Genomic DNA, 23,112 nt, shown 5'->3' on the forward strand with positions numbered 1-23,112 from the left:
AGGACTTCATGAGCGCCGAAGCTATTGAACGTGAATCGATGCCCTGTGATGTGGTTATCGTGGGGGGCGGGCCGGCCGGGCTCTCCGCCGCGATCCGGCTGAAACAGCTCAACGACAGCCTTGAGGTCGTGGTGCTGGAAAAGGGCTCCGAAATCGGTGCGCACATCCTCTCGGGCGCGGTGGTCGATCCCAAGGCGCTGAGCGAGCTGTTCCCGGACTGGCGCGAGATGAACTGCCCGATGGCGCAGACGCCGGTGACCGACAACTGGCACTGGGTGCTGTCAAAGGGCGGCAAGACCTCGCTGCCGCACCTGCTGATGCCGCCGTTGATGAGCAATGCGGGCTGCTATACCGGCTCGCTCGGCAATCTCTGCCGCTGGCTGGCCGAACAGGCCGAGGCGCTGGGCGTGATGGTGTTCCCGGGCTTCCCCGCAGCTGAAGTGATGTTCGATGAGAGCGGCGCGGTGACCGGCGTGATCACGCAGGACATGGGCGTTGCTGCCGACGGTTCGCACAAGCCCGATTTCCAGCCGGGCATGGAGATCCACGCCAAGTACACCCTCTTTGCCGAGGGGGCGCGCGGCAGCCTGACCAAGCAGCTGAAAGCGAAGTTCGACCTTGAGAAGGATTGCCAGCCGCAGGTTTATGGCCTGGGCATCAAGGAGCTGTGGGATATCGACCCGGAAAAGCACGTGCCGGGCCGCGTGATCCACACGCAGGGCTGGCCGCTTAGCGAAAGCGGCAGCTGGGGCGGGGGTTTCCTCTACCACCAGGCCAATGGCCAGGTCGCTTTGGGCTTCGTGACCGCGCTCGATTACGCCAATCCGTGGGTCTCGCCCTATCAGGAATTCCAGCGCTGGAAGCAGCATCCGGCGATCCGCGAATATCTCGAAGGCGGCAAGCGTGTGGCCTATGGCGCGCGCGCGATCAACGAAGGCGGGTGGCAGAGCGTGCCCAAGCTGGCCTTCCCCGGCGGCGCGCTGGTCGGCTGCGCGGCGGGCTTCGTCAACGTCCCGCGCATCAAGGGCAGCCACACCGCGATGAAGAGCGGGATGCTGGCCGCGGAAAGCATCGCCGCGGCAATCGCCGCGGGCAGCGAGCATTCCGAGCTGTGTGATTACGACGCGGCGGTGCGTTCAAGCTGGATCGCGGACGAGCTCAAGCTGGTGCAGAACGCCCAGCCGGCGGTCGCCAAGTTCGGCGGCGATATCGGCACGGTGCTGGCGGGTGCGGACATGTGGATGCGCACGCTCAAGATCGGCCTGCCGATTTCGATGAAGCACACGCCCGATTACACGCACACCGGGCGCGCGGACCTTTATCCCAAGATCGACTATCCCAAGCCCGATGGCACGATCAGCTTCGACCGGCTGACCAATGTTGCCTACAGCTACACCAACCATGCCGAAGACCAGCCGTGTCACCTGCAGCTGAAGGATCCGGAGCTGCAGAAGGAAAGCGAGCTGAAGATCTTCGGCGGACCTTCGGCGCGCTATTGCCCGGCCGGGGTCTATGAATGGCTGGAGGACGAAGCCTCAGGCGAGATGAAGTTCCAGATCAACAGCCAGAACTGCGTCCACTGCAAGACCTGCGACATCAAGGACCCCAACCAGAACATCAACTGGGTGACGCCGGAAGGCGGCGGCGGCCCGAACTATCCGAATATGTGAGGATCCTCCCCGGCCCGGGGAGGGGGACCGCACGGAGTGTGGTGGAGGGGCACAGTCTTGATCACCGAAACCGCCTACGCCAAGATCAACCTCGCGCTGCATGTCCGCAGGCGGCGCGATGACGGCTATCATGAGCTCGAAACGCTGTTCGCCTTTGTCGACAATGGCGATGTGCTGACCGCGCAGCCTGCCGAGGCAGACCGGTTCGAAGTCGTGGGCGAATTCGCCGAAGTGCTCGACAATCCCTTCGGCAATCTGGTTGCGCGGGCGCTCTCCGCATTGCCGCGCCCGCAAGGGCTCCATGTCACGCTGGAAAAGAACCTGCCGGTCGCGGCCGGGCTGGGTGGAGGTTCGGCCGATGCCGGCGCGTTGTTCCGCATCGTTGAGCAGGTGCACGGCCTGCCCGACAACTGGGAGGAACGCGCCGCGCGGCTCGGCGCCGATGTGCCCGCCTGCGTCCGCAGCGAAATGGCAATCGGGCGCGGCACCGGGACCGAGCTTGAGCCGGCCCAGAACGACATGGCTGGTATGGCGGTGCTGCTGGTGAATCCGCGCATCCCGCTGCCGACCGGACCCGTCTTCAAGGCATGGGATGGCGCGGACCGTGGCCCGCTACCCACTGGCAAAGCCAGCGACATCGCCCGCAATGGCCGCAACGATTTGCGCCAGCCCGCCATCGAAATCTGCCCGCAGATCGCCGATGTGCTGGAGCGTCTTGGCCAGACCGAGCCATGGATGGCGGAAATGTCCGGCTCCGGCGCGACCTGTTTTGCGCTTTATGAGAGCGCCGAGCACCGAGACCGCGCCGCGCGCGTACTGGCCGAGGTGGAACCGAACTGGTGGCAGATGGTAGGTTTATTGAGATGACAATCAGTGACTTGCCCTATCGCCAGGTGGGCGAACCTAAACCTGGCGGGATCGTATCCGTCGTCGACCATGCCTCCAATTTCGTTCCGCTCGATATCGAACTCGGCATCGACGGCGAACTGCTAGAAGACCACATCGCCTTGGACATCGGCGTGGCAGGGGTGGCCGGGCGCATGGCGCGCCGCCACGGCATCGCCGCGCATCTCGCCACTGTCAGCCGCCTTGTGATCGACCTACACCGCGAGGAACACCATCCCAAGCTCGTACCCACGGAAAGCGACGGTCACCTGATCCCGGGCAATATCGGCGCCGATGTGGAGGCGCGGCTGAACCGTTTCCACCGCCCCTACCATGCCGCGCTGGCTGCCTGGCTCAACGCGATCCGGCCCGAACTGATCCTTTCGATCCACAGCTTTACCCCTGGCCTGCGGACTTGCGACAAACCGCGCCCCTGGGAAGTCGCGCTGCTCTACAATGAGGATGACCGCGCGGCGCGCCATGCGATCCGCCTGTTCAGCGAACAGGGCCTGACGGTGGGCGATAACGAGCCCTATTCGGGCAAGCAGCTCAATGCGACGATGAACCGCCATGCCGAGGCGCATGGGCGCCCCTATCTGGCGATCGAGATCCGGCAAGACCTGATCGCGACCCGCGCCGCCCAGTCGCGCTGGGCCGACATGCTGGCCGATGTGGCAAACAGGGTTGCGCTGGCGCTGCAGTAGGGGCAGGGCCTGTTTCACAAACTAGGTGATTCAGGAAAGAATATGTCCACCCGCTTCGACAAGTCGAAACTGCCCAGCCGCTATGTCTCGGTCGGCCCCGAGCGCGCCCCGCACCGTTCCTATTACTATGCCATGGGCCTGACCGAGGAAGAGATCGCGCGGCCTTTCGTGGGCGTGGTTTCGGCAGGGAATGACAGCGCGCCGTGCAACACCGCGCTCGACGCGCAGGCAAATATCTGCCGCGAAGGTGTGGAGCAGGGCGGGGGTATGCCGCGCCGCTTTAACACCATTACCGTGACGGACGGGATCGCGATGGGGCACCAGGGCATGAAAAGCTCGCTCATCAGCCGCGAGATCATCGCGGACTCGGTAGAGGTTTCAGTGCGCGGGCATTGCTACGATGCGCTGGTCGGCTTCGCCGGCTGCGACAAGAGCCTGCCGGGCATGATGATGGCGATGTTGCGGCTCAATGTGCCCTCGATCTTCGTCTATGGCGGTTCGATCCTGCCCGGCAGTTTCCACGGCAAGGATGTGACGGTGAAGGACGTGTTTGAGGCGGTGGGTCAGCACGCGGCCGGCAATTGCCCGCTGCAGGAACTGATCGCGCTGGAAAAGGTCGCCTGTCCCGGCCACGGTGCCTGCGGCGGCCAGTTTACCGCCAACACCATGGCCTGTGTCGGCGAAGCGATCGGGTTGTCATTGCCGAACAGTAATATGGCGCCCGCACCTTACAAATCGCGCGAGGAAGTTGCGATTGCCGCGGGCAAGCAGGTGATGGAACTGCTCGCACGGAACCTGCGCCCGCGCGACATCTGCACCCGCGCCGCTTTCGAGAATGCTGCGCGTGTCGTAGCCGCGACCGGCGGCTCGACCAATGCGGCGCTGCATTTGCCCGCCATGGCCAGCGAGTGCGGGATCGAATTCGACCTGTTCGACGTGGCCGAGATCTTCAAGTCCACGCCCTACATTGCCGATTTGCAGCCCGGTGGGCGCTATGTCGCCAAGGACATGCACGAGGCGGGCGGGGTCTACATGGTGATGAAGACTCTGCTCGATGGCGGATTCCTCGATCCCGAGCCGCTGACGGTTACCGGCAAGAGCATCGGTGAAAACCTCGAAGAGATCACCTGGAACCCCGATCAAAAGGTGATTTACCCGGTTTCCAATCCGATCACGCCGACCGGCGGGGTTGTCGGCCTCAAGGGTTCGCTCGCCCCCGATGGCGCGATCGTGAAGGTTGCCGGCATGCACACGCTGCAGTTTTCCGGCCCGGCGCAGTGCTTTGACTGCGAGGAGGATGCGTTCAAGGCGGTCGAGGAGCGCCAGATCCGCGAAGGCAGCGTGATCGTGATCCGCTACGAAGGCCCCAAGGGCGGCCCCGGCATGCGCGAAATGCTCTCGACCACCGCCGCTCTCTATGGGCAGGGCATGGGCGAGAGCGTGGCGCTGATCACCGACGGGCGCTTTTCCGGCGCGACCCGCGGCTTCTGCATCGGCCATGTCGGGCCCGAGGCGGCCGAATGCGGCCCGATTGCCTTGGTCGAGGATGGTGACATCATCAGCATTGACGCCGAAGCGGGCACGATTGAGCTGGAAGTTGACGAGGCTGTGCTGGCCGAGCGGCGCAAGGCGTGGCAGCCGCGCACCAATGACTATCAGTCGGGCGCGCTGTGGCGCTATTCGCAGAATGTCGGCCCGGCGGTGAAGGGCGCGCTGACGCATCCGGGCGCAAAGGCCGAGAGGCATGTTTTCGCCGATATCTGACCTGCAGGTCCTGACGGTGGCGCAGATGCGCGCCGCCGAACAGGCCCTGATCGATGCTGGCACCAGCGTCGACGCGCTGATGCAGTTTGCCGGGCGCGGTGCCGCCGAATGGGTCTGGCGGGTGGCGGCAGGACGTGAAGTCACGGTGCTGTGCGGGCCGGGCAACAATGGCGGCGACGGCTATGTGATTGCAGAGGTGCTGCGCGCGCGCGGCCTGCCGGTGCAGGTGGTCGCGCCGATTGCCCCCAAGACGGATGCGGCGAAGAATGCGCGGCGTGCGTACAAGGGCGTTTGCCTGAGCGCGGGCAAGGACGCCAGGGGCCAGGTCCTGGTCGATTGCCTGTTTGGTTCGGGCCTCACCCGGCCGCTGAGTGCCGAACACGAATTGCTTTTACGCGATTTGGCCAAGCGCCATCCGCTCCGCATTGCGGTGGACTTGCCGTCGGGCGTCGAGACCGACAGCGGCGCGCTGCTCAACGGAGGCCTGCCCGATTACCGGCTCACGATCGCGCTGGGCGCATGGAAGTTTGCGCATTACCGGCTGCCCGCGCGGGCGAAAATGGGGGATCTCAAGCTCGTCCAGATTGGCGTAAAGTCGGTCACGAGCGCTGCACAATTGATTCAACCGCCGAAAATCGCGGTGCCTGCACTCGATGCGCACAAATACAAGCGCGGATTGTGCGCCATTGTCGGCGGCGCGATGCCCGGCGCCGCGCTACTGGCGAGCCAGGCGGCGATGCGGGCCGGCGCGGGCTATGTAAAACTGCTGGCGCATAATTTGCCCTCAAGCATGCCAGCGGGTCTGGTGATCGATCAGGCCCCGCTGCACGATGCGCTCGAAGATCGCCGGATCGCTGCGCTGTTGATCGGGCCGGGGCTGGCGCGCGATCGCGAGGCGGAGGACCGGCTGCAAGCGGCGCTCACCTGTGCCAAGCCGAGCGTGCTTGATGCCGATGCGCTGGTTCTGCTCAAACCCGAGTGCCTGCAGGAATGCGTCCCATACCTCGTCACGCCGCATGATGGCGAGCTGGATGCGCTGTGCCGCGCTTTCGCCGTGGTTGCGCCGGACCGGCAATCGCGCGCGCTGGCGCTGGCCAAAGCGAGCGGGACGGTGGTTCTCGCCAAGGGACCGGACACTTTCGTCGCTGCGCCCGATGGACGGCTCGCCATCGCACCGCCTGCACCCAGCTGGCTTTCAGTGGCGGGAACGGGCGACGTATTGGCCGGAATCGCGGCGAGCCGCATGGCTAACGGCAGCGACGCTTTCGCCGCAGCCTGCGAAGCCGTGTGGCTGCATGGCGAGGCGGCGCGGCAATTGGGGCCGGCCTTTACGGCCGATGAGCTTGCGCTGGCCGTTTCCGGCGCTATCGCCGCCGCTTGTGAGTAATCCAGAACCGATCATCCGCATCGCCGCCAAGGGCGATGGAGTAACTGCCAGCGGGCGGCACGTGGCCTATGGCGTGCCGGGTGACATGCTGCGCGCCGATGGCTCGCTCGAGCCTGGGCCGCATCATGTCACGCCGCCATGCAAACACTTCGGTAAATGTGGCGGCTGCCAGCTGCAACATGCGGACGAAGATGCGCTAAGGCAGTTTGTCACCGAGCGCGTTACCTTCCAGGCGGAAAAGCAGGGCATTGCGATCGGCGAACTGCTGCCGACACACCTTTCGCCGCCGCGCACCCGCCGCCGCGCCACATTGCATGCGCTGCGCACCGCGCAAGGGGCTGCACTGGGATTTCGCGAGGGCGCTTCGCACAAGATCGTGGACCTCAAGGAATGCCATATCCTGCACCCGGAACTCGCGGTTTTGCTCCCTGCGCTAAGGAATTTCATCGCGCAGCATGGCAGCAAGCGCCCGGTCGATATCGAGCTGACATTGGCCGACCAGGGCGTGGATTGCAGCCTGAAGCATCTTCCGCTCGAAGGGCTGGAGGCGACCGAAGCGGCGCTGGCGCTGGCGCAATCGGCCGGGCTTGCGCGGCTGACGCTGGACCAGGGTTATGGGCCGGAGACACTGTGGGAGCCGGCGCCGGTGACGATCACGCTTTCTGGTCGCGCTGTCGGCATGCCGCCCGGCAGCTTCCTGCAGGCGACGCAGGACGGCGAAGACATGCTGGTGGGCGATGCGCGCGACTGGATTCGCGATGCGGCGACTATCGCTGACCTGTTTTCGGGCCTCGGCACCTTCGCCTTTGCCCTTGCGCAACCGGCCAAGGTGCTTGCTGCGGAGGCGTCACGCGATGCGCACCTTGCCTGCAAGGCTGCTGCCGCACGCGCGGGATTGCCGATGGCGGCGATGCACCGTGACCTGTTCCGCAATCCGCTCCAGCCGGATGAATTGAACCGTTTCGAGGCGGTCCTGCTCGATCCTCCGCGCGCCGGCGCGAAGGAGCAAGTGACCCAGATCGCCGCCAGCGGCGTCAATCGCGTGGTCTATGTCAGCTGCAACCCCGTCAGCTGGTCGCGCGACTGCGCCGGGCTGATCGAGGCGGGTTTCAAACTGGAAAAGCTGAGGCCGGTGGGGCAGTTCCGCTGGTCGACCCATGTCGAACTGGCGAGCTATTTCACCCGCTAGCCTTCGATCACCTTCATCTCGGCGAAGGCCAGCAAGGCGCCGTAGGTTTCCAGCATTTCCGCATCGACGTCATCGTCATCGATCAGGATTTCGAACCGGTCCTCGATCTCCGTGAACAGGCCGGCGACGGCCATCGAATCCAGCTCTGGCAAATGGCCGAACAGCCCGGTGTCACCATCAAACGCGGCGACATCATCGGCATCAAGGCCCAGCACATCGACCAGTATGGCTTTCAGCCGCCGGTCGATCTCGACCCGGCTTGGGCCGAGGCCGGATTGTTGGCCTCGCTTTTCAGATGCGCTGTCCGTGCTCACTCGCGCTCATCCCCCGATACAAAAGGCCGCTCGCCTTAGAACTCGTGTTGCAGCGCGTGCAAGCTATGCAGTGGTAGCGCGATTATCCGATTGACCCTGCTGCATTCTGCAGGTTTGGTGCAGCGCGATGAGTGCGCCACCCGATCCAAGCCCTTTCCCGATCGACCATGTTGCCGAGCGCGGCGCGGATCGCGATCCGGCGCTGGTGCTGAAAGGGCAGACGCTCGACTTTGGCGAATTGCGCCTGCGCATCGGCCAAATGGCGGCCTGGCTTGCGCAGCACGTGCCCCAACCGGGCGAACGGGTTGCGAGTTGGGCGGCGAAGAGCGAGCTGACCTGCCTGATGCCGCTGGCTGCCGCGCGGGCAGGGCTGGTGCATGTGCCGATCAATCCGTTGCTCAAGCATATGCAGGTGGCGCATATCCTGGCCGATAGCGGGGCCCGGCTGCTCGTCGGCACGCCCGCGCGCCTGAAATCGCTCGAAGCTGGCGATCTGCCCGATGATTGCCGTGCCATCGCGGAACAGGACGCGCTTGAAGAGGCGACGGCGCTCGACCCGCTGCCACCCTCAAACGCCGATCCCGATGCACTTGCGGCGATCCTGTACACCAGTGGCTCGACCGGCCGGCCCAAGGGCGTGATGTTGAGCCATGCCAATCTGTCGCTTGGAGCGATCAGCGTGGCGCATTACCTCGGCATGGCAGCGGACGATGTGACGCTGGGGCTGCTGCCGCTGTCATTCGATTATGGCCAGAACCAGCTGTTCAGCACCTGGCATGCGGGCGGGACAGTGGTTCCGTTCGATTATTTGTTTGCGCGCGACGTAGCAAAGGCCTGCGCAGCCCACGGCGTGACAACGCTGGCAGCGGTTCCTCCGCTATGGGTCCAACTGACCGAAGTGGAATGGAGCGCAGAGGCGGTGTCGGCCATGCGGCGCCTCACCAACAGCGGCGGCGCCTTGAGCAAGGACCTTGTGCAGGCGCTGCGCGGCCTGTTCCCCGATGCACGGCTGTTCCCGATGTACGGACTGACCGAGGCATTCCGCTCGACCTATCTCGATCCCGCGCTCGTCGATACCCATCCGACTTCGATGGGGCAGGCGATTCCCTTCGCCGAGATCCTGGTTATCAACGATGCGGGAGCGCTCGCCTCGCCGGGTGAAGAGGGCGAACTTGTCCATTGCGGACCCTTGGTGGCGCAGGGTTATTGGCAGGATGCCGGGCGTACTGCGGAGCGGTTCAAGCCTGCACCCGCCATGTCGCAATATGGCGGCACGGCGGTCTGGTCGGGCGACCGTGTCAGGCGAGAGGCGGACGGCCTGCTCTATTTCGTCGGGCGGCGCGACGCGATGATCAAGAGCCTGGGCAACCGGATCAGCCCGCAGGAGATCGAAGAGGCGGCACTTGCCACCGGACTGGTTGCAGAAGCGGTGGCGCTTGGTATTGCCGACGAGCGGCAGGGGCAGGCCGTGCATCTGGTCGTGCGCGCAGAACCCGGCGCAGAGGATGTGCAAGCCACGCTGCCCAAATTGCTCGCAAAGGAGTTGCCCAATTTCATGCAGCCGCAGGCGATCCATTGGCGCGACGCGATGCCGCTCAATCCCAACGGCAAGATTGACCGGACCGCGCTGGCACAGGAGCTTGCGCCGTGAAACCGCTTGGCCCGATCCCGGCAGGTTATTGCGCCAAGGATGGCGAACTCGCCATCGGCGGCATGACCGCCAGCGAACTGGTCGAGCGCGCGGGTGGCACCCCGTGCTTCATCTATTCGAAGGCGCATCTCGATCGGCGCGTCGCGGATCTGCGTTCGGCGATGCCACGGCGGCTCGGCATCAATTACGCGGTCAAGGCCAACCCCTTTGCGCCGGTGATTGCGCATATGGCCGGACTGGTCGATGGCTTCGACATCGCCTCGGCGGGCGAGCTGGCGATGGTGCAGGCCGCCGGGATCGATCCGGCACGGGTGAGCTTCGCGGGGCCGGGCAAGCGCGACGTGGAGCTCGATGCCGCGATCCGCGCCGGGGTGACGCTCAATTGCGAAAGCGAGGGCGAGGCGCGGCGGGCGCTCGCCATCGGCGAAAAGCTGGGCGTCCGGCCACGTATGGCGATCCGCGTGAACCCCGATTTCGAAATCAAGGGCTCCGGCATGAAGATGGGGGGAGGGGCCAAGCCCTTCGGTGTCGATGCGGAGCGCGTGGCAGCCCTGGCGCGCGAGGTGATCGCGGCGGGGGCAGAATGGCGCGGCCTGCATATCTTCACCGGCAGCCAGGCGCTTAGCGCGGAAGCGATCATCGAGGCGCAGGCCAATGTGCTGAGCTGCGCCGAGCGGCTTTCGCAGGAAATCGGCGTGACCTTGCCCAAGCTCAATATGGGTGGCGGTTTCGGCATTCCCTATTTCCACGGCGACGCACCGCTCGATATCGTTGCCGTGGGCCGGGCGCTGGCCGAACGTTTCGATCATTTGCCCGACGCGCTCGCCGAAACGGAGCTGTGCATCGAGCTGGGCCGCTATCTGGTCGGCGAGGCGGGAGTCTATCTGGCGCGAATTGTCGACCGGAAGGAAAGCCACGGCGTCACCTATCTGGTCACCGATGGCGGGTTGCACCACCAGCTGGCCGCGTCGGGCAATTTCGGCACTGTGGTAAGGCGCAATTATCCGGTTGCGATTGCCACGCGTTTTGACGCCGAGCCGACCGAGGAAGCGAATGTGGTCGGCTGCCTGTGCACGCCGCTCGATCGCCTGGCTGATGCTGCGCATTTACCGCGCGCTGACGTGGGCGACCTGGTGGCGGTGTTTTGCGCGGGTGCCTATGGCGCGACCGCTTCGCCCGCCAGCTTCCTTGGGCATGGACCGGCGGCTGAACTGCTGGTCTGACTCTGTGCGCGCCCGTGCCAAGTCCTAACCGATTGTTTACCAAATTACCCTAGCGTTTCCGCAACAGGGAGCGCACCAGAATGTCCGAACATTTCTTCATCGATCCTGCAACGGCGACGCCCGCGACCGATATCGCGCAGGCACTGGCTGAAGTTGCGCGCCAGATGAGCGAACGCGACGAGCGCATTGCGTCGCTTGAACAGCGCCTTGAGGATCAGGAATATTCGGTCCGCCGCGTGCTTGAGATGCTGATCGAATGGCTCGAAGAACAGCCTGATCAGGAAGTCTAGCCGCCGGTGCCGTGGCCTTGCGCCATGTAGTCGGCGCTTTGCATTTCCATCAGCCGGCTGACGGTGCGTTCGAATTCGAAGGCCCCGTCACCTTGCGTGTATAGTTCTTCCGGCTGAGCGGCTGCTGTAACGAACAGCTTCACCTTCATTTCGTACAGCGCGTCGATCAGCTTGGTGAAGCGGATCGCTTCGTTGCGGTTTTCCGGCCCCATTTTCGGGATGCCGACCAGTATCACCGTGTGGTAAGCGCGCGCGATGGCGAGATAGTCTGCGGCGCCGCGGTTTTCCCCGCACAGCTTCTTGAAGCTGAACACGCCCACGCCTTTAAGGCTCTTGGGCACATGCAGAGTTCGCCCGCCGCCGATGTCGAGCTCGGCGCTGGGCACGTTCGCGGCGTCCTGCGGATCGTAGTCGGTCAGGCGGAAGAATGCCTCGCGGGCAAGGCGCGTGGCTTCGTCGCCAAAAGGCGCGTTCCAGTTGCCGATCCCGCCAAGCCGTTCAAGCCGGTAATCGACCGGGCCATCGAGTGCGATCACGTCCAGTTCCTGCTCGATCAGCGCGATGAAGGGCAGGAACAGCGAGCGGTTGAGCCCGTCCTTGTAGAGGTCTTGCGGCGGGCGATTGCTGGTGGTGACCACGGTCACCCCTTCGTCGCGGATCAGCGCGGTGAACAGCCGTGCCATGATCGCCGCATCGGCGGTGTTGGTCACGATCATCTCGTCAAAGGCGAGAACGCGCACATCCTTCGCCAGCGCCTTGGCCACCTTGGGCAACGGATCGCCCGGATCGCTCTTGCGGCTTTCGCGCAGACGCTGGTCAACCTCCAGCATGAATTCGTGGAAATGGACCCGGCGCTTGGCCTCGATCCCCAGGGTCTGGACGAACAAATCCATCAGCATGGATTTGCCACGACCCACGCCGCCCCACAGGTAAAACCCGCGCGGGCTCATCTGCCGGGGGCCGAAGAACTGGCCGAGCAGCCCGCCGGGGCGTTTCGCCTCGAGCTCTTTCTGCAACCGGTCAAGCCGCTCTGCGGCATGCCGCTGGCCAAGATCGGGGCGCAGCTCTCCGGCTGCGACCAGCCGTTCATAGCGCGCAAGCAGGCCCGCCATTGCTAGCCCGCCCGGGGCAGGAACTTGCGAATGATCCCGCTGTAAGCGGCGACGCGGTCATCGTCCTGGACGACTTCGCCGCGCACGAACACCAGCTTGCCGGTCTCGCGCATGATCTCCGTCACCGCATCGAGCGGTCTTGCGGGGTCACCACCACCGATGAACTGGGTCGATAGCTCCAGCGTTACCGAGGGGCCGGCATTGCCGCTGCCGACCACATGCATGGTGGTGAACAGCGAAATGTCGATCAGGCCCAGGGTCACGGCACCATGGATCACGCCCTGCAAATTCTGGTGCTTGCGCTCAGGGAACATGCGCAACCGGCACTTGTCGCCTTCCTTGCGGGTGATGAGCTTGCCCATCACTGCGCCGTTGAACAGCGTCTCGTCCTTCAGGTTCCAGTGATGCCAGCCCGGATTTTCGGGGTCCGGCCCGTGCTCGAAAACGTCGTCTTTCAAAGCCACCGGATCAGATCGCCAAATACTTAGATGGCACGCTCTGCCATCATCTTCTTGGTTTCGGCGATCGCCTTGGCCGGGCTGAGGCCTTTGGGGCAGACATTGGCGCAGTTCATGATGGTGTGGCAGCGATAGAGCCGGAACGGGTCTTCCAGCTGGTCGAGCCGCTCGCCGGTCATCTCGTCGCGGCTGTCGGCCAGCCAGCGATAGGCTTGCAGCAGGATCGCCGGGCCAAGGAACTTGTCCGAATTCCACCAATAGCTGGGGCAGGAAGTCGAGCAACAGGCGCACAGGATGCATTCGTAGAGCCCATCCAGCTTCTCGCGCTGTTCGGGCGATTGCAGGCGCTCCTTGCCGCTCGGCGTCGGGCTGACTGTCTGCAACCACGGGCGGATCGAGGCATATTGTGCGTAGAAATGCGTGAAATCAGGGACGAGGTCCTTGATCACTTCCATATGCGGCAGCGGCGTGATGCGGATTTCGCCCGGCAGGTCTTCGATCGCGGTGGTGCAGGCGAGCCCGTTCTTGCCGTTCATGTTCATCGCGCAGGAACCGCAAATCCCCTCGCGGCAGCTGCGGCGGAAGGTCAGGGTCGGGTCAACCTCGTTCTTGATCTTGAACAGCGCGTCCAGCACCATCGGCCCGCACTGGTCGAGATCGAGTTCGAACTTGTCGTAACGCGGGTTCTGGCCGCTGTCGGGATCGTAGCGATAGATCTTGAAGCTCTTCACGCGCTTGCCACCCTCGGCCCCCTCGACCTTGCTCGGGACAAGCTTGTGGGTCTTGCCCTGGCCGCTGATTTTTGAATTCTTGGGGAGGGTGAAGGTTGCCATGAAACGAAGGTCCTAACGTGAATCCTGTTGCTTTGCGCCACCTATCTAGCGGCTTCGACGCTGAGGGCAAGCGGCGGGGTGTTGAGACTTTTGAGGGGGCGATTGAAGGAAATCGAACGGGCATCGCCGGGAGGATGGAACACATGGAACACAGTCCAGGCAGAAGAAAATGCCCGGCCTCATGCTGGCGCTAAAGCGGGAAGGTGGGGGAACTGCAGGCGCATGCCAATCGTCTAGAGCGCATGAGCGATGTAGGACAGAGTGATGGAAACTGGCCGCGCTGCGCGGCGGTGTTCGGCGCGTCAGGAGGGATTGGCGCGGCGCTGGTGCGGGCGCTGGCCGAACGCGGTGTCGGGACAATCTACGCCGGTTCGCGCTCAGGGGCAGTGCCGGGTGGCCCCGGCGTGCGGCCCTTTCGTTTCGACCTGATCGATGAGGCGAGCATTGCGGCTGCGGCGCAGGCGATGCGCGATACGCCGCCCGATCTGGTCATCGTCGCCAGCGGTGTCTTGACCCTGCCTGACGGCACCGGGCCGGAGAAAAGCCTGAAGCAGATCGATGGTGAGGCGATGGCGCGCGTCTTCGCGCTCAACACGATCGGCCCGGCACTGGTGGCAAAGCATATGCTTTCGCTGCTGCCGCGTGGAGGGCGCAGTGTCTTCGCGGCGCTTTCCGCGCGGGTCGGCTCGATCTCGGACAATCGCCTGGGCGGATGGCACAGCTACCGCGCCAGCAAGGCTGCGCTCAATATGCTGGTCCGCAATTTCGCAATCGAGCTGGGCCGCACACATGGTGAGGCGGTGGTGATGGGCCTCCATCCGGGCACGGTGGACAGCGCTTTATCGGCGCCGTTCCATTCAGGCTTGCCGGAAGGGCAGCTAACCGCGCCGGAGGATGCAGCGGCGAACTTGCTGGGCGTGCTTGATGGGTTGCTGCCTGAGCAATCAGGCAAGGTCTTTGATTGGCAGGGCGAGGAAGTTCCGGCCTGAAACATAACCTCGTCATTCCCGCGAAAGCGGGAATCCAGGGATACAAGCTCCACTCTTTGCAATTCTGGATTCCCGCTTTCGCGGGAATGACGAAACTGCAATGTCCGCTAACGACCCATTTGCGGACGATTGCCAGTCCTATTCTGTAATGGCCATCGGGACTACAATTCAGTCCGGACGAGTTTGAAACTCTTCATTCAAAAAGCGTGTGAGTCGATCAATGACGGAAGCCTGGTCGAATTGATCAGAAAGGCTCGGGGCTTCCATTGGATAGAAATGTCCGAAACCCGGAACCCATGATTGCGATAGAGGTGCGCCACGAGACTTGAACAGGCTTGCAATTCCAGCGCTGCCTTGCCTGATCCCAGGTAGGTCCCATTGTCCGGCGAACAACAATAGCGGAGGCGCATCCTCTGCGAGCGTCTTGTTGAGATCGTAGCCCCAGCTTGTGCCCGACAAAGCAACCACAGCCCGCACGTCGGCTTGCCTGCCATAGGCTAGATTGATCGCAGTAATTGCGCCTGCCGAGAAGCCGCCAAGTGCTATGCGGTCGGGGTCAACATTAAAACGCAACGAGTTTTCCCGAACGAAGTTGAGCGCGGACTCCATATCTTCGACGGCAGCAAACGTCGCGTTCCACAGTTGTTCACGAGACTGATCATCCAAGGGTGGCAAGCTCATTTTTTGGCGGACAAATTCGACCCGGCCCGTGACTATTGGGCTCTCAAGCAGGCGCTTGGACATTAGGATGCTCTCATCCATTGCTGCCGGCGGTGCCGGGTCCTCCGGCATCAGCCTGTATTCGATCGAAAAGCAGGCGAAACCACGACGGACAAGCGCCAAGCAATAATCAGCCATCGAAGAGTCGCTCGCGCCGTCCTCGTTGAACTGGAAATCGCCTTTCTCACCGCGATGGAATGCGCCGCCAAAAGCAAAAATGATAGCCGGTGCTGGGTTGGCGTCGTTGGCATCTTGAACCGGAACATAGGCATCAAGGAGAAGATCGCGTGTTGTCGGTTCGCTCGACAAACTCACCAATCCGCGACCATAAACCACATCGCTTCGGACTTCATATTCGGCTGACTGAGCAAGTCCAGTAGTGTGATGGCCTACAAGTGCGAGTGCGCACAACGTCAACGCCGAAAGCAGTCTTTTCGCTTGGTTCATTGAATCCTCCGACATAGCCTAGCCACATCATAGCACGCCGCCCAATCGCACGGACAGAGAGGTCTTGAGTGCTAGACTTGATGACCGCTTTCCACCCCATCAGCAGACCTAGCGCCTATCCCATCAGCCCATGCCGGCGCAGGCTTTCCGCCAGGATCGTCTCGATCAGCTGTTCCTGCGTCCAACCCGCGAGGTTCGCGGCGCGGCCGAACACCTTCTGTGACCAGAGGTTGCAGTTGAGGTTGAGTTCGAGGAAGGTCACTTCGCCCGTCTCCTCGTTCACGCGGGAATTCCCAGCGGCCGTAGTCGAACGGGCGGTATTCCTGCATTGCCTTCTGCGTCAGATCGGTGATCTGCGCGATCATGTCGGTGTTCTCGAACGGGTCGAGCGAATACTTCTGGCTGCGGTCGACCAGGTCGCGCTTTTCCTGGTAGGTGCGCAGGTGCGACGGATCGGCCTGGCGGAAGATCATCATCGGCAGGATCACCGGCTCGCCATTGATCGTCACCACCGGCACTTCCACGTCGCTGCCGTCGATGAAGGGTTCGACGAGGGCATCATGGCCAAGTCCGTGTACGCTTTCGATTGCGGCGAGCACGCTGGGCCAGTCGGTTGCGTCATTCACGCCCCAGCTGGCCGAGGAATTGTTCGGCTTCACGACATAGCGGTTGCCCTTGGGGCACAGTGCCGGGTCGATCGGCGCACCGCGGCGATAGATCGCCCAGGGCGCAGTGGGCACGCCCGCATCGCGCACCGCGCGCTTGGCGAGGTGCTTGTCATCCGACAGGCCGCGCAAGATCGGGCTGGCACCGAGGTAAGGGATACCCGCACGCTCGCACAGCAGCGGGCACAGCATTTCCGAATTGAAGAAGCCCGCGCGGTTGAGCAGCGGGAAGACAAAATCGACCTCCGGCTTGTCGAACAGGACCTCGAAGCGGTTTTCGACCCGCAGGTTGAGGCCGATTCCCTTCAGCACTTCGCGCATTTCGACGTGATAGGTCGCGTGGTTGCCGTCTTCGGCGCTGCCCGAGCCGTCCCACAGCGCATTTTTGGCGATGAACATGATGCGGCAATCACGCTTGGTCTTTTCGTCGATTGTCAGGGGCGCGTGGGCGAAGGACATGCAGTGGAACCTTTCATTTCTGCGCCGCGCCCAATAAAGCGGTCGAAGCTTACCGCCAAGCTGAATCGGGACAAAAGGGGCCGCGGTATCATAAACACGCCGGACATGCTGGCGTCGGTCGTTCGCGACGACTGTACGCACAGGCTAATCGAACTGCTTTCTGACGGGGGCGATGCACGCATTGCGCTCGATCCCGAAAGCGGGCTGAACAAATATTTCTCCGCGCCTTATCCGCGCCGGACGCTGGCTTATGCCTCGTCCACCGCGAATGATGTTTCGGAAGATGCCTTCGCCTATTTGCGCGTCGTCCTGGGGCAAGGCTTGCCGGCCTATACCGATCACCTGGAGCGGCTGCGCGGGCGAATTCGCGCCGCCTATGCGCTGGCTGACGATACAGAGATCGTGTTCGCGCCCTCAGGTACTGACCTGGAATATGTCGCGCTGGCCGCAGTTCTGGGCAAGGCGCCGGGCGGCATCCACAACATCCTGCTGGGCGCGGACGAGGTAGGCAGCGGCTGCATCCATTCGGCCCATGGGCGCTTTTTTGCGGGCGAGACGGCACTGGGTGTGGCCACGACGCCCGGCGCTCCGATCGAAGGTTTCGGCTATGTCGACCTCGCCGATATCCCCGTCCGCTGCGGCGAGGGGCAGGCGCTGGACAGCGCAGCGATCAGCGCATCGATCGCGCAGGAGATCGAACGCGCCCATGCGCAAGGTCTGCATCCGCTGGTGCATGTGGTGCATGGCTCGAAAACCGGACTGATCCTGCCCGAACCGGCCGAACTTGAGGCATTGGGCAATCGTTTCGGAGCAGGAGTCGATTTCGTGGTCGACGCCTGCCAGGCGCGGATCACGATTGCAGCGCTGCATGCGTATCTTGATACCGGCGCGATGGTGTTCCTGACCGGATCGAAATTCATGGGCGGCCCGCCGTTCAACGGCTTCGCGCTGGTCCCGCGCGCGATGATGCAGGCGGCTGCGCCGCTGCCGACAGGGTTGGGTCAGGTGTTCCGCCAGGCCGAGTTTCCCGCGAGCTGGCCGGGTGCGGACTGCCTGGGGCAGGGTGATAATCCCGGCCTCGCGCTGCGCTATGAAGCGAGCATTTTCGAGCTCGAGCGGTTCCAGCGGCTGCCGATCGACGAAGTGGCGGCATTGCTGAAGCTGTTCGAGACTGCGCTGCAGGAAGAGGTGGTAGCGCCGCTGGGTGTGCGGCTTGTCCGCCCCTTTGCAGAGGGTCACGAAAACGAGCCGCGCGAGAACCCGATCGAAATGCGCACGCTGGCGACGCTTGACGTGAGCATGCTGGAAGCGACGCCGGGTTTCGATGACGCGCAGCAGCTGCATCGCCAACTGGCGCTCAATGGCCTGCGCCTGGGGCAGCCGGTCAAATGCGTCCGCCTCAACGGTGGCTGGGGCGGAACGCTGCGGGTAGGCCTGTCGATGCCGCAGGTGGTGCGGCTGTGCGCTCTGGCGCCGGACGAGGCCGAAGCGAGTCTGCGTGCCGATATGCGCAAGATTGCTGCGGCACTGCGCGCCAGCTGACAGTTTTCTTGCCAATCAGCCCGCTGCGGCATAGCCTTTGCATCGCAGCTATGGGTTGGAGAGGCGCGCGTGGGATTAAGGCAGTGGTATGACGCGCATGTAATGCCGCGCTTCGTCACCTTTGCCTGTTCGCAGGGGCAGGTGATGAAACGCCGCTCGCAACTCGTCCCCCTCGCCAGCGGCGACGTGTTCGAGCTTGGCTGCGGCGGCGGCCTGAACCAGGAATTCTACCAGTCGAGCCTGGTCTCCAGTTTCAGCGGGATCGACCCGCATGGCGGGTTGCTCGAGGATGCGCGAAGCCGGGCGCGCGCCCGCTGCTGGCAACATGACATTCGCGAAGGGCGGGGCGAAGCGATCCCGTTTGCGGAACGCAGCTTCGACACGGTGGTGTGCACCTTTACGCTGTGTTCGGTGGACAATCCCGCGCAGGTCATGGCGGAGATGCGCCGCATCTTGCGCCCTGGCGGAAGGCTGTTGTTCCTGGAACATGGCCGTGCGCCCGACGTGGATGTCGCCCGATGGCAGGACCGGATCGAGCCGGTCTGGAAACGCCTTGCCGGTAATTGCCATTTGACCCGTCCGATCGGAGCAGCACTGCGTGGTGCCGGGTTCGAAGTCGAGCCGCTGGGGCAGGGTTATCTGCCCAAGGCACCGCGTTTTGCCGGATGGAACGAATGGGGGATTGCCCGCAAGGCGGGAGTTTGAGGCTCTATCGCAGGTAAGAAGGGGCGGCGACGCGGCAGGTGCCGCGCCGCCTTGCCCGATCACTCTTCGCCGAAGGTCCGCTGCCACCAACCGCGCTTGGGCGAACCACTGGTTTCCTCAGCCTTTGCCGGCTCAGCCTCGGTCGTAACGGTTTCGGTTGCCTCGGAATCCGCCTTGGCCTTGCGGGTTGCGCGCTTGCGTGCAGGCTTTTTCGGAGCTTCCGCTTCGGGTTCAGCCGGAGCTGCTTCAGCTTCAGCTTCAACCTCGACTTTCTTCTTGCGGGGAGCGCGCTTCGGCTTGGGCGCAGCCGCTTCGGCTTCCGGCGCGGTCACAGCTTCAGCCTCTGCTTCCGTTTCGCCTTCAGCCTTCTTCTTGCGCGGCGCGCGCTTGCGCTTGGGCTTTTCGTCCGCTTGCGGAGCGTCCTCGGGTGTACCGATTACCGAAATGTCTTCGGAGACCTGCTCGGCGATATCATCGAGCATTTCGCCCTGTTCACCATCACCCGCCTGTTCGCGGCGCTTCTTGTTGCGGCCGCGTCCACCGCGCCGACGGCGCTTCTTGGGTCGCTCGCCGTTCTCGTCTTCGCCGGATGCGCGATCGTCGGAGCCGGACGATTCTTCGCCTTCTTCCTCGTCGCGCTCATCCTCGTCCTCGTCGTCACGGCGATTCTTGTTGCGGCCGCGGCCGCCACGGCGGCGCCGGCGGCGCTTCTTCTTGCGCTCATCTTCGTCATCGTCGTCATTGCGGTCGCGGCGTGACTGGCGGGGGCCTTCGTCCTCATCCTCGTCGTCGATATCCTCGGGGATGTCGTCTTCGTCGTCGTCATCGACGATCGGTTCGAACTTTGGCGCATGCGAGGGGCGCGGGCCGGCGCTGGCAACGCTCATCTTGGCGCCTTCTTCCTCGCCTTCCGGCACCACTTCGACGCGCACGCCATAGCGCTGTTCGATCTCGACCAGGTCGTCGCGCTTGGCGTTGAGCAGGTAGATCGCCGCTTCGGTGCTGGCGCCAAGGCGGATGATCGTACCCTTGCCCTTGGCCGCTTCGTCCTCGATCAAGCGTAGTGCGGACAGGCCCGCGCTCGAAGCCGTGCGTACCAGGCCCGTTCCGTCGCAATGGGGGCATGCGCGCGTGGTTGCCTCGAGCACGCCGGTGCGCAGCCGCTGGCGGCTCATCTCCATCAGGCCGAAGCCCGAAATCCGCCCGACCTGGATGCGCGCCCGGTCATTCCTGAGCGCATCCTTCATCGCCTTTTCGACTTTGCGGATGTTGGAGCTGTACTCCATGTCGATGAAGTCGATTACGACCAGTCCGGCCATGTCGCGCAGGCGCAGCTGGCGGGCGATTTCCCGCGCAGCTTCCAGGTTGGTGGCGAGCGCGGTTTGCTCGATCCCGTGCTCCTTGGTGGAGCGGCCGGAGTTGATGTCGATCGAAACCAGCGCTTCGGTCGGGTTGATTACAAGATATCCGCCCGATTTGAGCTGAACGACAGGGTCATACATCGCCCGCAGCTGGTCTTCGGCGCCAAAGCGCTGGAACAACGGGACCGGGTCGGAATAGGCTTTTACCCGCCGCGCGTGGCTCGGCATCAGGAGCTTCATGAACTCCCTGGCAGACTTGTAGCCATCCTCGCCCTCTACGACGACTTCCTCGATTTCCTTGTTGTAGATGTCGCGGATGGCGCGTTTGATCAGGTCCGAATCCGAATGGATCAGGGTGGGCGCGGTCGATTTCAGCGTCTTTTCGCGGATTTCGTCCCACAGCCGGGCAAGGTAATCGAAGTCACGCTTGATTTCCGGCTTGGTCCGGCTGAGCCCGGCCGTGCGAACGATAAGCCCCATGGTCTTGGGCAGCTTGAGGTCAGAGACGATTTCCTTGAGCCGCTTGCGATCGCTGGCAGAACTGATCTTGCGGCTGATGCCCCCACCATGCGACGAATTGGGCATCAACACGGTGTAGCGGCCGGCAAGGCTGAGATAGGTGGTCAGCGCCGCGCCCTTGTTGCCGCGCTCTTCCTTTACGACCTGCACCAGCAGCACCTGGCGGCGCTGGATAACGTCCTGGATCTTGTAGCGGCGGCGCAGCGCCTGGCGGCGGGCACGCACTTCGTCGACTTCCTTGGCGCGATTCTTGCCGCCACCCTGGCGGCGACGGCCGCGCCGGCCACGGTCGCGACCCGACTTGCGGCCGGATTCGCCATCGTCCTCGGATGCTTCTTCGTCATCCGAGTCCTCATCGTCGTCTTCGTCATCGTCGCCATTGCCATCAACATGGCCGTCTTCGATCGTTGAGACCTTGTCTTTCTCGGAGGTGTCGATTTCCTCGACCCCGTCTTCGGCGATCTCCTCGACGAGAGCCTCGGCGGACTCCTCGTCTTCGGCATCATATTCGTCGCCGGGAAGTTCGCCGCGATCTTCCTCTTCGTCACGCAGGCGCGCTTCTTCCTCGGCGGCTTCAGCCTCTTCGGCCAGCAGCGCTTCGCGATCCGCCTGCGGGATCTGGTAATAATCGGGATGGATTTCGCTAAAGGCGAGGAAGCCGTGGCGGTTGCCGCCGAAGTCGACGAAAGCCGCCTGCAGCGATGGTTCTACCCGGGTTACCTTGGCGAGGTAGATATTGCCCTTGATCTGCTTGTGTTCGGCAGATTCAAAATCAAATTCTTCGATCCGGTTGCCTTTGACCACCGCCACCCGCGTTTCTTCCGGGTGGCGCGCGTCGATGAGCATGCGCGTTGCCATTATAAATTCTCCAGGCGCCAGACGGAGGGGCTGAGCCACCATGCCTGCAACGCCGATATGTAGGTGAAGTTGTGTAATCGCCGCCTGGGACTGAAACCCGGGCGACGTGATGGGTTCTGCCCCGGCCAAGCGGCGTCAGGGGCTGAAATTCCGTTTGCGTGTCTGCGAGTGCGAGATTGCAGAAGAATGCTGCGGCGCGGCCGGCAAGATCCGTCGCGCGCGGAATACGCGGCGTCGGGAATTGCGGGGCGGGCTGTCTCTTCACTGCATCAACCTGTTGTGATGCCTGGGAAAGGTTTTCGCCAGGCGGCGGCAATGAGGACTTGTGCGCTTCTCCCAAAACGGGAACAACGAGCCATCCGCGCCGCGTGGCCGTGTGCTAGCACCGTGGGTTTCAACCCGCAACCATATTGCGCTGACCTGCGGCAACACCGTAACAGTCATGCGCAATGAGCTTGCGTTGGCATCTTGCCCTGATCGTGCTGCTCCCGCTGGCGCTTGTCGGCGGGTTGATCGCGGCGGGGGTCAATATTCCCGTTCCGCAGTGGGGCCGGGACTATGTGCTGCGTTTCCTTTTGCCCGACAGCGCGGACGATGCGAACTTGCCGACGATCTACGGTCCGGACGATCCGTCGCGGCCGCTGGTGGTGATCGATCCCGGCCATGGCGGGCGCGATCCCGGCGCGGTTGGCGCGGGCATACGCGAAAAGGACGTGACGCTCGGGCTGGCGCTTGCTTTGCGTGACGAGCTGGTGCGGCAGGGTGGGGTGCGTGTCGCGCTGACCCGCGAGGATGACCGGGCGGTGGCGCTGGCGCAGCGGCCCGATTTTGCGCGACGTCTGGAGGCGGACCTGTTTCTGTCGATCCATGCGGATTCGGCGGGCGAGAAAAGCGGGATAAGCGGAGCGAGCCTTTACACGCTTTCCGCCAAGGCTTCGAGCGCGGCGGCGGCGCGTTTCGCCCGCAAGGAAAACGATGCGGACCGGGTCAACGGCCTGTCGATCGAAGGGCAAAGCGAACAGGTGAGTGCGATTCTGGTCGAATTGTCGCAGCGCCGCTCGCAGGCCGATCTGATCGAATTTGCCACGCTGGTGACGCGCGAGGGTGAAGGGCGGCTCACTTTCCACGAGCAGTCATTGCGATCGGCCGACCTGGTGGTGCTGCGCGCACCCGACATGCCGTCGGTCCTGTTCGAGGCGGGGTTCGTCACCAACGAGGCGGATGCCGCGCGGCTTACCTCGCCCGAGTGGCGCCGTGGGTTCGCCGAAAGCATGGCCCGTGCGATCCGGGTCTATTTCGTGCGTCGCACGGCAAGCTGACCCGTTGCGGTGACATTCATCGACAAGCGGCTAGCCTAGCGTGAAATT

At 63.5% G+C, this 23,112-nt stretch carries 20 protein-coding genes; 13 read left to right on the plus strand and 7 right to left on the minus strand.

The window, feature by feature from the left end:
- Nucleotides 1–8: 8 nt before the first annotated feature.
- From G6N82_RS00390 to G6N82_RS00415, 6 genes are read left to right on the plus strand one after another with little or no spacing between them, the layout of a single operon-like run.
- On the plus strand, nt 9–1,670 hold the full coding sequence (locus G6N82_RS00390) for an electron transfer flavoprotein-ubiquinone oxidoreductase (protein WP_241255145.1): 1,662 nt from the start codon (nt 9–11) through the stop codon (nt 1,668–1,670).
- Nucleotides 1,671–1,727: 57 nt separating this feature from the next.
- Complete coding sequence (locus G6N82_RS00395; protein ID WP_165192678.1) at nt 1,728–2,537, plus strand: 4-(cytidine 5'-diphospho)-2-C-methyl-D-erythritol kinase; 810 nt, start codon at nt 1,728–1,730, stop codon at nt 2,535–2,537.
- Nucleotides 2,534–3,259 carry an N-formylglutamate amidohydrolase gene (locus tag G6N82_RS00400; RefSeq protein WP_165192680.1) on the plus strand — a complete coding sequence of 242 codons (726 nt, stop codon included), beginning with the start codon at nt 2,534–2,536 and terminating at the stop codon, nt 3,257–3,259. The genes G6N82_RS00395 and G6N82_RS00400 overlap by 4 nt, the downstream gene beginning before the upstream one ends.
- Nucleotides 3,260–3,301: 42 nt before the next feature.
- Nucleotides 3,302–5,023, plus strand: a complete 1,722-nt coding sequence (gene ilvD, locus G6N82_RS00405; RefSeq protein ID WP_165192682.1) for a dihydroxy-acid dehydratase — start codon at nt 3,302–3,304, stop codon at nt 5,021–5,023.
- Nucleotides 5,004–6,410, plus strand: a complete 1,407-nt coding sequence (locus G6N82_RS00410) for an NAD(P)H-hydrate dehydratase (RefSeq protein ID WP_165192684.1) — start codon at nt 5,004–5,006, stop codon at nt 6,408–6,410. Before ilvD ends, G6N82_RS00410 begins: the two co-directional genes overlap by 20 nt.
- Complete coding sequence (locus G6N82_RS00415) at nt 6,403–7,599, plus strand: class I SAM-dependent RNA methyltransferase (RefSeq protein ID WP_165192686.1); 1,197 nt, start codon at nt 6,403–6,405, stop codon at nt 7,597–7,599. Before G6N82_RS00410 ends, G6N82_RS00415 begins: the two co-directional genes overlap by 8 nt.
- Here the strand turns inward: G6N82_RS00415 and G6N82_RS00420 are convergent.
- Nucleotides 7,596–7,847, minus strand: coding sequence for an acyl carrier protein (locus G6N82_RS00420; RefSeq protein ID WP_241255278.1), 252 nt, complete (start codon nt 7,845–7,847; stop codon nt 7,596–7,598). The two genes, G6N82_RS00415 and G6N82_RS00420, sit on opposite strands and share 4 nt — an antisense overlap.
- Before the next feature lie 193 nt (nt 7,848–8,040).
- On the opposite strand from G6N82_RS00420, the gene G6N82_RS00425 reads away from it, so the two are divergent.
- The 3 genes from G6N82_RS00425 to G6N82_RS00435 all read left to right on the plus strand — a co-directional run bounded on the left by G6N82_RS00425 (nt 8,041) and on the right by G6N82_RS00435 (nt 11,077).
- Nucleotides 8,041–9,564, plus strand: coding sequence for an acyl-CoA ligase (AMP-forming), exosortase A system-associated (locus G6N82_RS00425; RefSeq protein WP_165192690.1), 1,524 nt, complete (start codon nt 8,041–8,043; stop codon nt 9,562–9,564).
- Nucleotides 9,561–10,787: a pyridoxal-dependent decarboxylase, exosortase A system-associated gene (locus tag G6N82_RS00430; RefSeq protein ID WP_165192692.1), complete on the plus strand. Its 1,227-nt coding sequence runs from the start codon at nt 9,561–9,563 to the stop codon at nt 10,785–10,787. The genes G6N82_RS00425 and G6N82_RS00430 overlap by 4 nt, the downstream gene beginning before the upstream one ends.
- A gap of 80 nt (nt 10,788–10,867) precedes the next feature.
- Nucleotides 10,868–11,077: a hypothetical protein gene (locus G6N82_RS00435; RefSeq protein ID WP_165192694.1), complete on the plus strand. Its 210-nt coding sequence runs from the start codon at nt 10,868–10,870 to the stop codon at nt 11,075–11,077.
- Here G6N82_RS00435 and zapE read toward each other — a convergent pair.
- From zapE to G6N82_RS00450, 3 genes are read right to left on the minus strand one after another with little or no spacing between them, the layout of a single operon-like run.
- The gene (zapE, locus tag G6N82_RS00440; protein WP_165192696.1) at nt 11,074–12,189 is read right to left on the minus strand and encodes a cell division protein ZapE; all 1,116 of its coding nucleotides are present in this window, start codon (nt 12,187–12,189) and stop codon (nt 11,074–11,076) included. The two genes, G6N82_RS00435 and zapE, sit on opposite strands and share 4 nt — an antisense overlap.
- A 2-nt stretch (nt 12,190–12,191) precedes the next feature.
- The gene (locus G6N82_RS00445; protein ID WP_165192698.1) at nt 12,192–12,653 is read right to left on the minus strand and encodes a PaaI family thioesterase; all 462 of its coding nucleotides are present in this window, start codon (nt 12,651–12,653) and stop codon (nt 12,192–12,194) included.
- A gap of 20 nt (nt 12,654–12,673) precedes the next feature.
- Nucleotides 12,674–13,480, minus strand: a complete 807-nt coding sequence (locus tag G6N82_RS00450) for a succinate dehydrogenase iron-sulfur subunit (RefSeq protein ID WP_165192700.1) — start codon at nt 13,478–13,480, stop codon at nt 12,674–12,676.
- Nucleotides 13,481–13,722: 242 nt separating this feature from the next.
- On the opposite strand from G6N82_RS00450, the gene G6N82_RS00455 reads away from it, so the two are divergent.
- Complete coding sequence (locus tag G6N82_RS00455; RefSeq protein WP_165192701.1) at nt 13,723–14,469, plus strand: SDR family NAD(P)-dependent oxidoreductase; 747 nt, start codon at nt 13,723–13,725, stop codon at nt 14,467–14,469.
- A 168-nt stretch (nt 14,470–14,637) separates the two neighbouring features.
- Here G6N82_RS00455 and G6N82_RS00460 read toward each other — a convergent pair whose 3' ends face one another.
- Both G6N82_RS00460 and G6N82_RS00465 read right to left on the minus strand, forming a co-directional pair.
- Nucleotides 14,638–15,636 carry an alpha/beta hydrolase fold domain-containing protein gene (locus tag G6N82_RS00460; RefSeq protein ID WP_165192703.1) on the minus strand — a complete coding sequence of 333 codons (999 nt, stop codon included), beginning with the start codon at nt 15,634–15,636 and terminating at the stop codon, nt 14,638–14,640.
- A gap of 71 nt (nt 15,637–15,707) precedes the next feature.
- Nucleotides 15,708–16,760: a phosphoribosylglycinamide synthetase gene (locus G6N82_RS00465; RefSeq protein WP_346773742.1), complete on the minus strand. Its 1,053-nt coding sequence runs from the start codon at nt 16,758–16,760 to the stop codon at nt 15,708–15,710.
- 105 nt (nt 16,761–16,865) lie between these two features.
- Here G6N82_RS00465 and G6N82_RS00470 point away from each other — a divergent pair, with 105 nt between their 5' ends.
- Nucleotides 16,866–18,302: a hypothetical protein gene (locus G6N82_RS00470; RefSeq protein WP_165192705.1), complete on the plus strand. Its 1,437-nt coding sequence runs from the start codon at nt 16,866–16,868 to the stop codon at nt 18,300–18,302.
- A gap of 69 nt (nt 18,303–18,371) precedes the next feature.
- Nucleotides 18,372–19,007, plus strand: a complete 636-nt coding sequence (locus G6N82_RS00475) for a class I SAM-dependent methyltransferase (RefSeq protein WP_241255146.1) — start codon at nt 18,372–18,374, stop codon at nt 19,005–19,007.
- 59 nt (nt 19,008–19,066) lie between these two features.
- On the opposite strand, the gene G6N82_RS00480 is transcribed toward G6N82_RS00475, so the two are convergent.
- Nucleotides 19,067–21,745, minus strand: coding sequence for a ribonuclease E/G (locus G6N82_RS00480; RefSeq protein ID WP_165192707.1), 2,679 nt, complete (start codon nt 21,743–21,745; stop codon nt 19,067–19,069).
- 449 nt (nt 21,746–22,194) lie between these two features.
- Between G6N82_RS00480 and G6N82_RS00485 the strand changes: the two genes are divergently transcribed.
- Nucleotides 22,195–23,064, plus strand: a complete 870-nt coding sequence (locus G6N82_RS00485) for an N-acetylmuramoyl-L-alanine amidase (RefSeq protein ID WP_165192709.1) — start codon at nt 22,195–22,197, stop codon at nt 23,062–23,064.
- Nucleotides 23,065–23,112: the final 48 nt, after the last annotated feature.

This window comes from Altererythrobacter sp. BO-6, from assembly GCF_011047315.1.
GTDB lineage: Bacteria > Pseudomonadota > Alphaproteobacteria > Sphingomonadales > Sphingomonadaceae > Erythrobacter.

Bases quoted from the DNA above. Each gene is read 5' to 3' on its own strand.
- zapE (WP_165192696.1), bottom strand. From the start codon at position 12,189: ATGGCGGGCCTGCTTGCGCGCTATGAACGGCTGGTCGCAGCCGGAGAG.
- G6N82_RS00425 (WP_165192690.1), top strand. From the start codon at position 8,041: ATGAGTGCGCCACCCGATCCAAGCCCTTTCCCGATCGACCATGTTGCC.
- G6N82_RS00460 (WP_165192703.1), bottom strand. From the start codon at position 15,636: ATGAACCAAGCGAAAAGACTGCTTTCGGCGTTGACGTTGTGCGCACTC.
- G6N82_RS00455 (WP_165192701.1), top strand. From the start codon at position 13,723: ATGAGCGATGTAGGACAGAGTGATGGAAACTGGCCGCGCTGCGCGGCG.
- G6N82_RS00450 (WP_165192700.1), bottom strand. From the start codon at position 13,480: ATGGCAACCTTCACCCTCCCCAAGAATTCAAAAATCAGCGGCCAGGGC.
- ilvD (WP_165192682.1), top strand. From the start codon at position 3,302: ATGTCCACCCGCTTCGACAAGTCGAAACTGCCCAGCCGCTATGTCTCG.
- G6N82_RS00435 (WP_165192694.1), top strand. From the start codon at position 10,868: ATGTCCGAACATTTCTTCATCGATCCTGCAACGGCGACGCCCGCGACC.
- G6N82_RS00410 (WP_165192684.1), top strand. From the start codon at position 5,004: ATGTTTTCGCCGATATCTGACCTGCAGGTCCTGACGGTGGCGCAGATG.
- G6N82_RS00470 (WP_165192705.1), top strand. From the start codon at position 16,866: ATGCTGGCGTCGGTCGTTCGCGACGACTGTACGCACAGGCTAATCGAA.
- G6N82_RS00465 (WP_346773742.1), bottom strand. From the start codon at position 16,760: ATGTCCTTCGCCCACGCGCCCCTGACAATCGACGAAAAGACCAAGCGT.
- G6N82_RS00400 (WP_165192680.1), top strand. From the start codon at position 2,534: ATGACAATCAGTGACTTGCCCTATCGCCAGGTGGGCGAACCTAAACCT.
- G6N82_RS00485 (WP_165192709.1), top strand. From the start codon at position 22,195: ATGAGCTTGCGTTGGCATCTTGCCCTGATCGTGCTGCTCCCGCTGGCG.
- G6N82_RS00390 (WP_241255145.1), top strand. From the start codon at position 9: ATGAGCGCCGAAGCTATTGAACGTGAATCGATGCCCTGTGATGTGGTT.
- G6N82_RS00480 (WP_165192707.1), bottom strand. From the start codon at position 21,745: ATGGCAACGCGCATGCTCATCGACGCGCGCCACCCGGAAGAAACGCGG.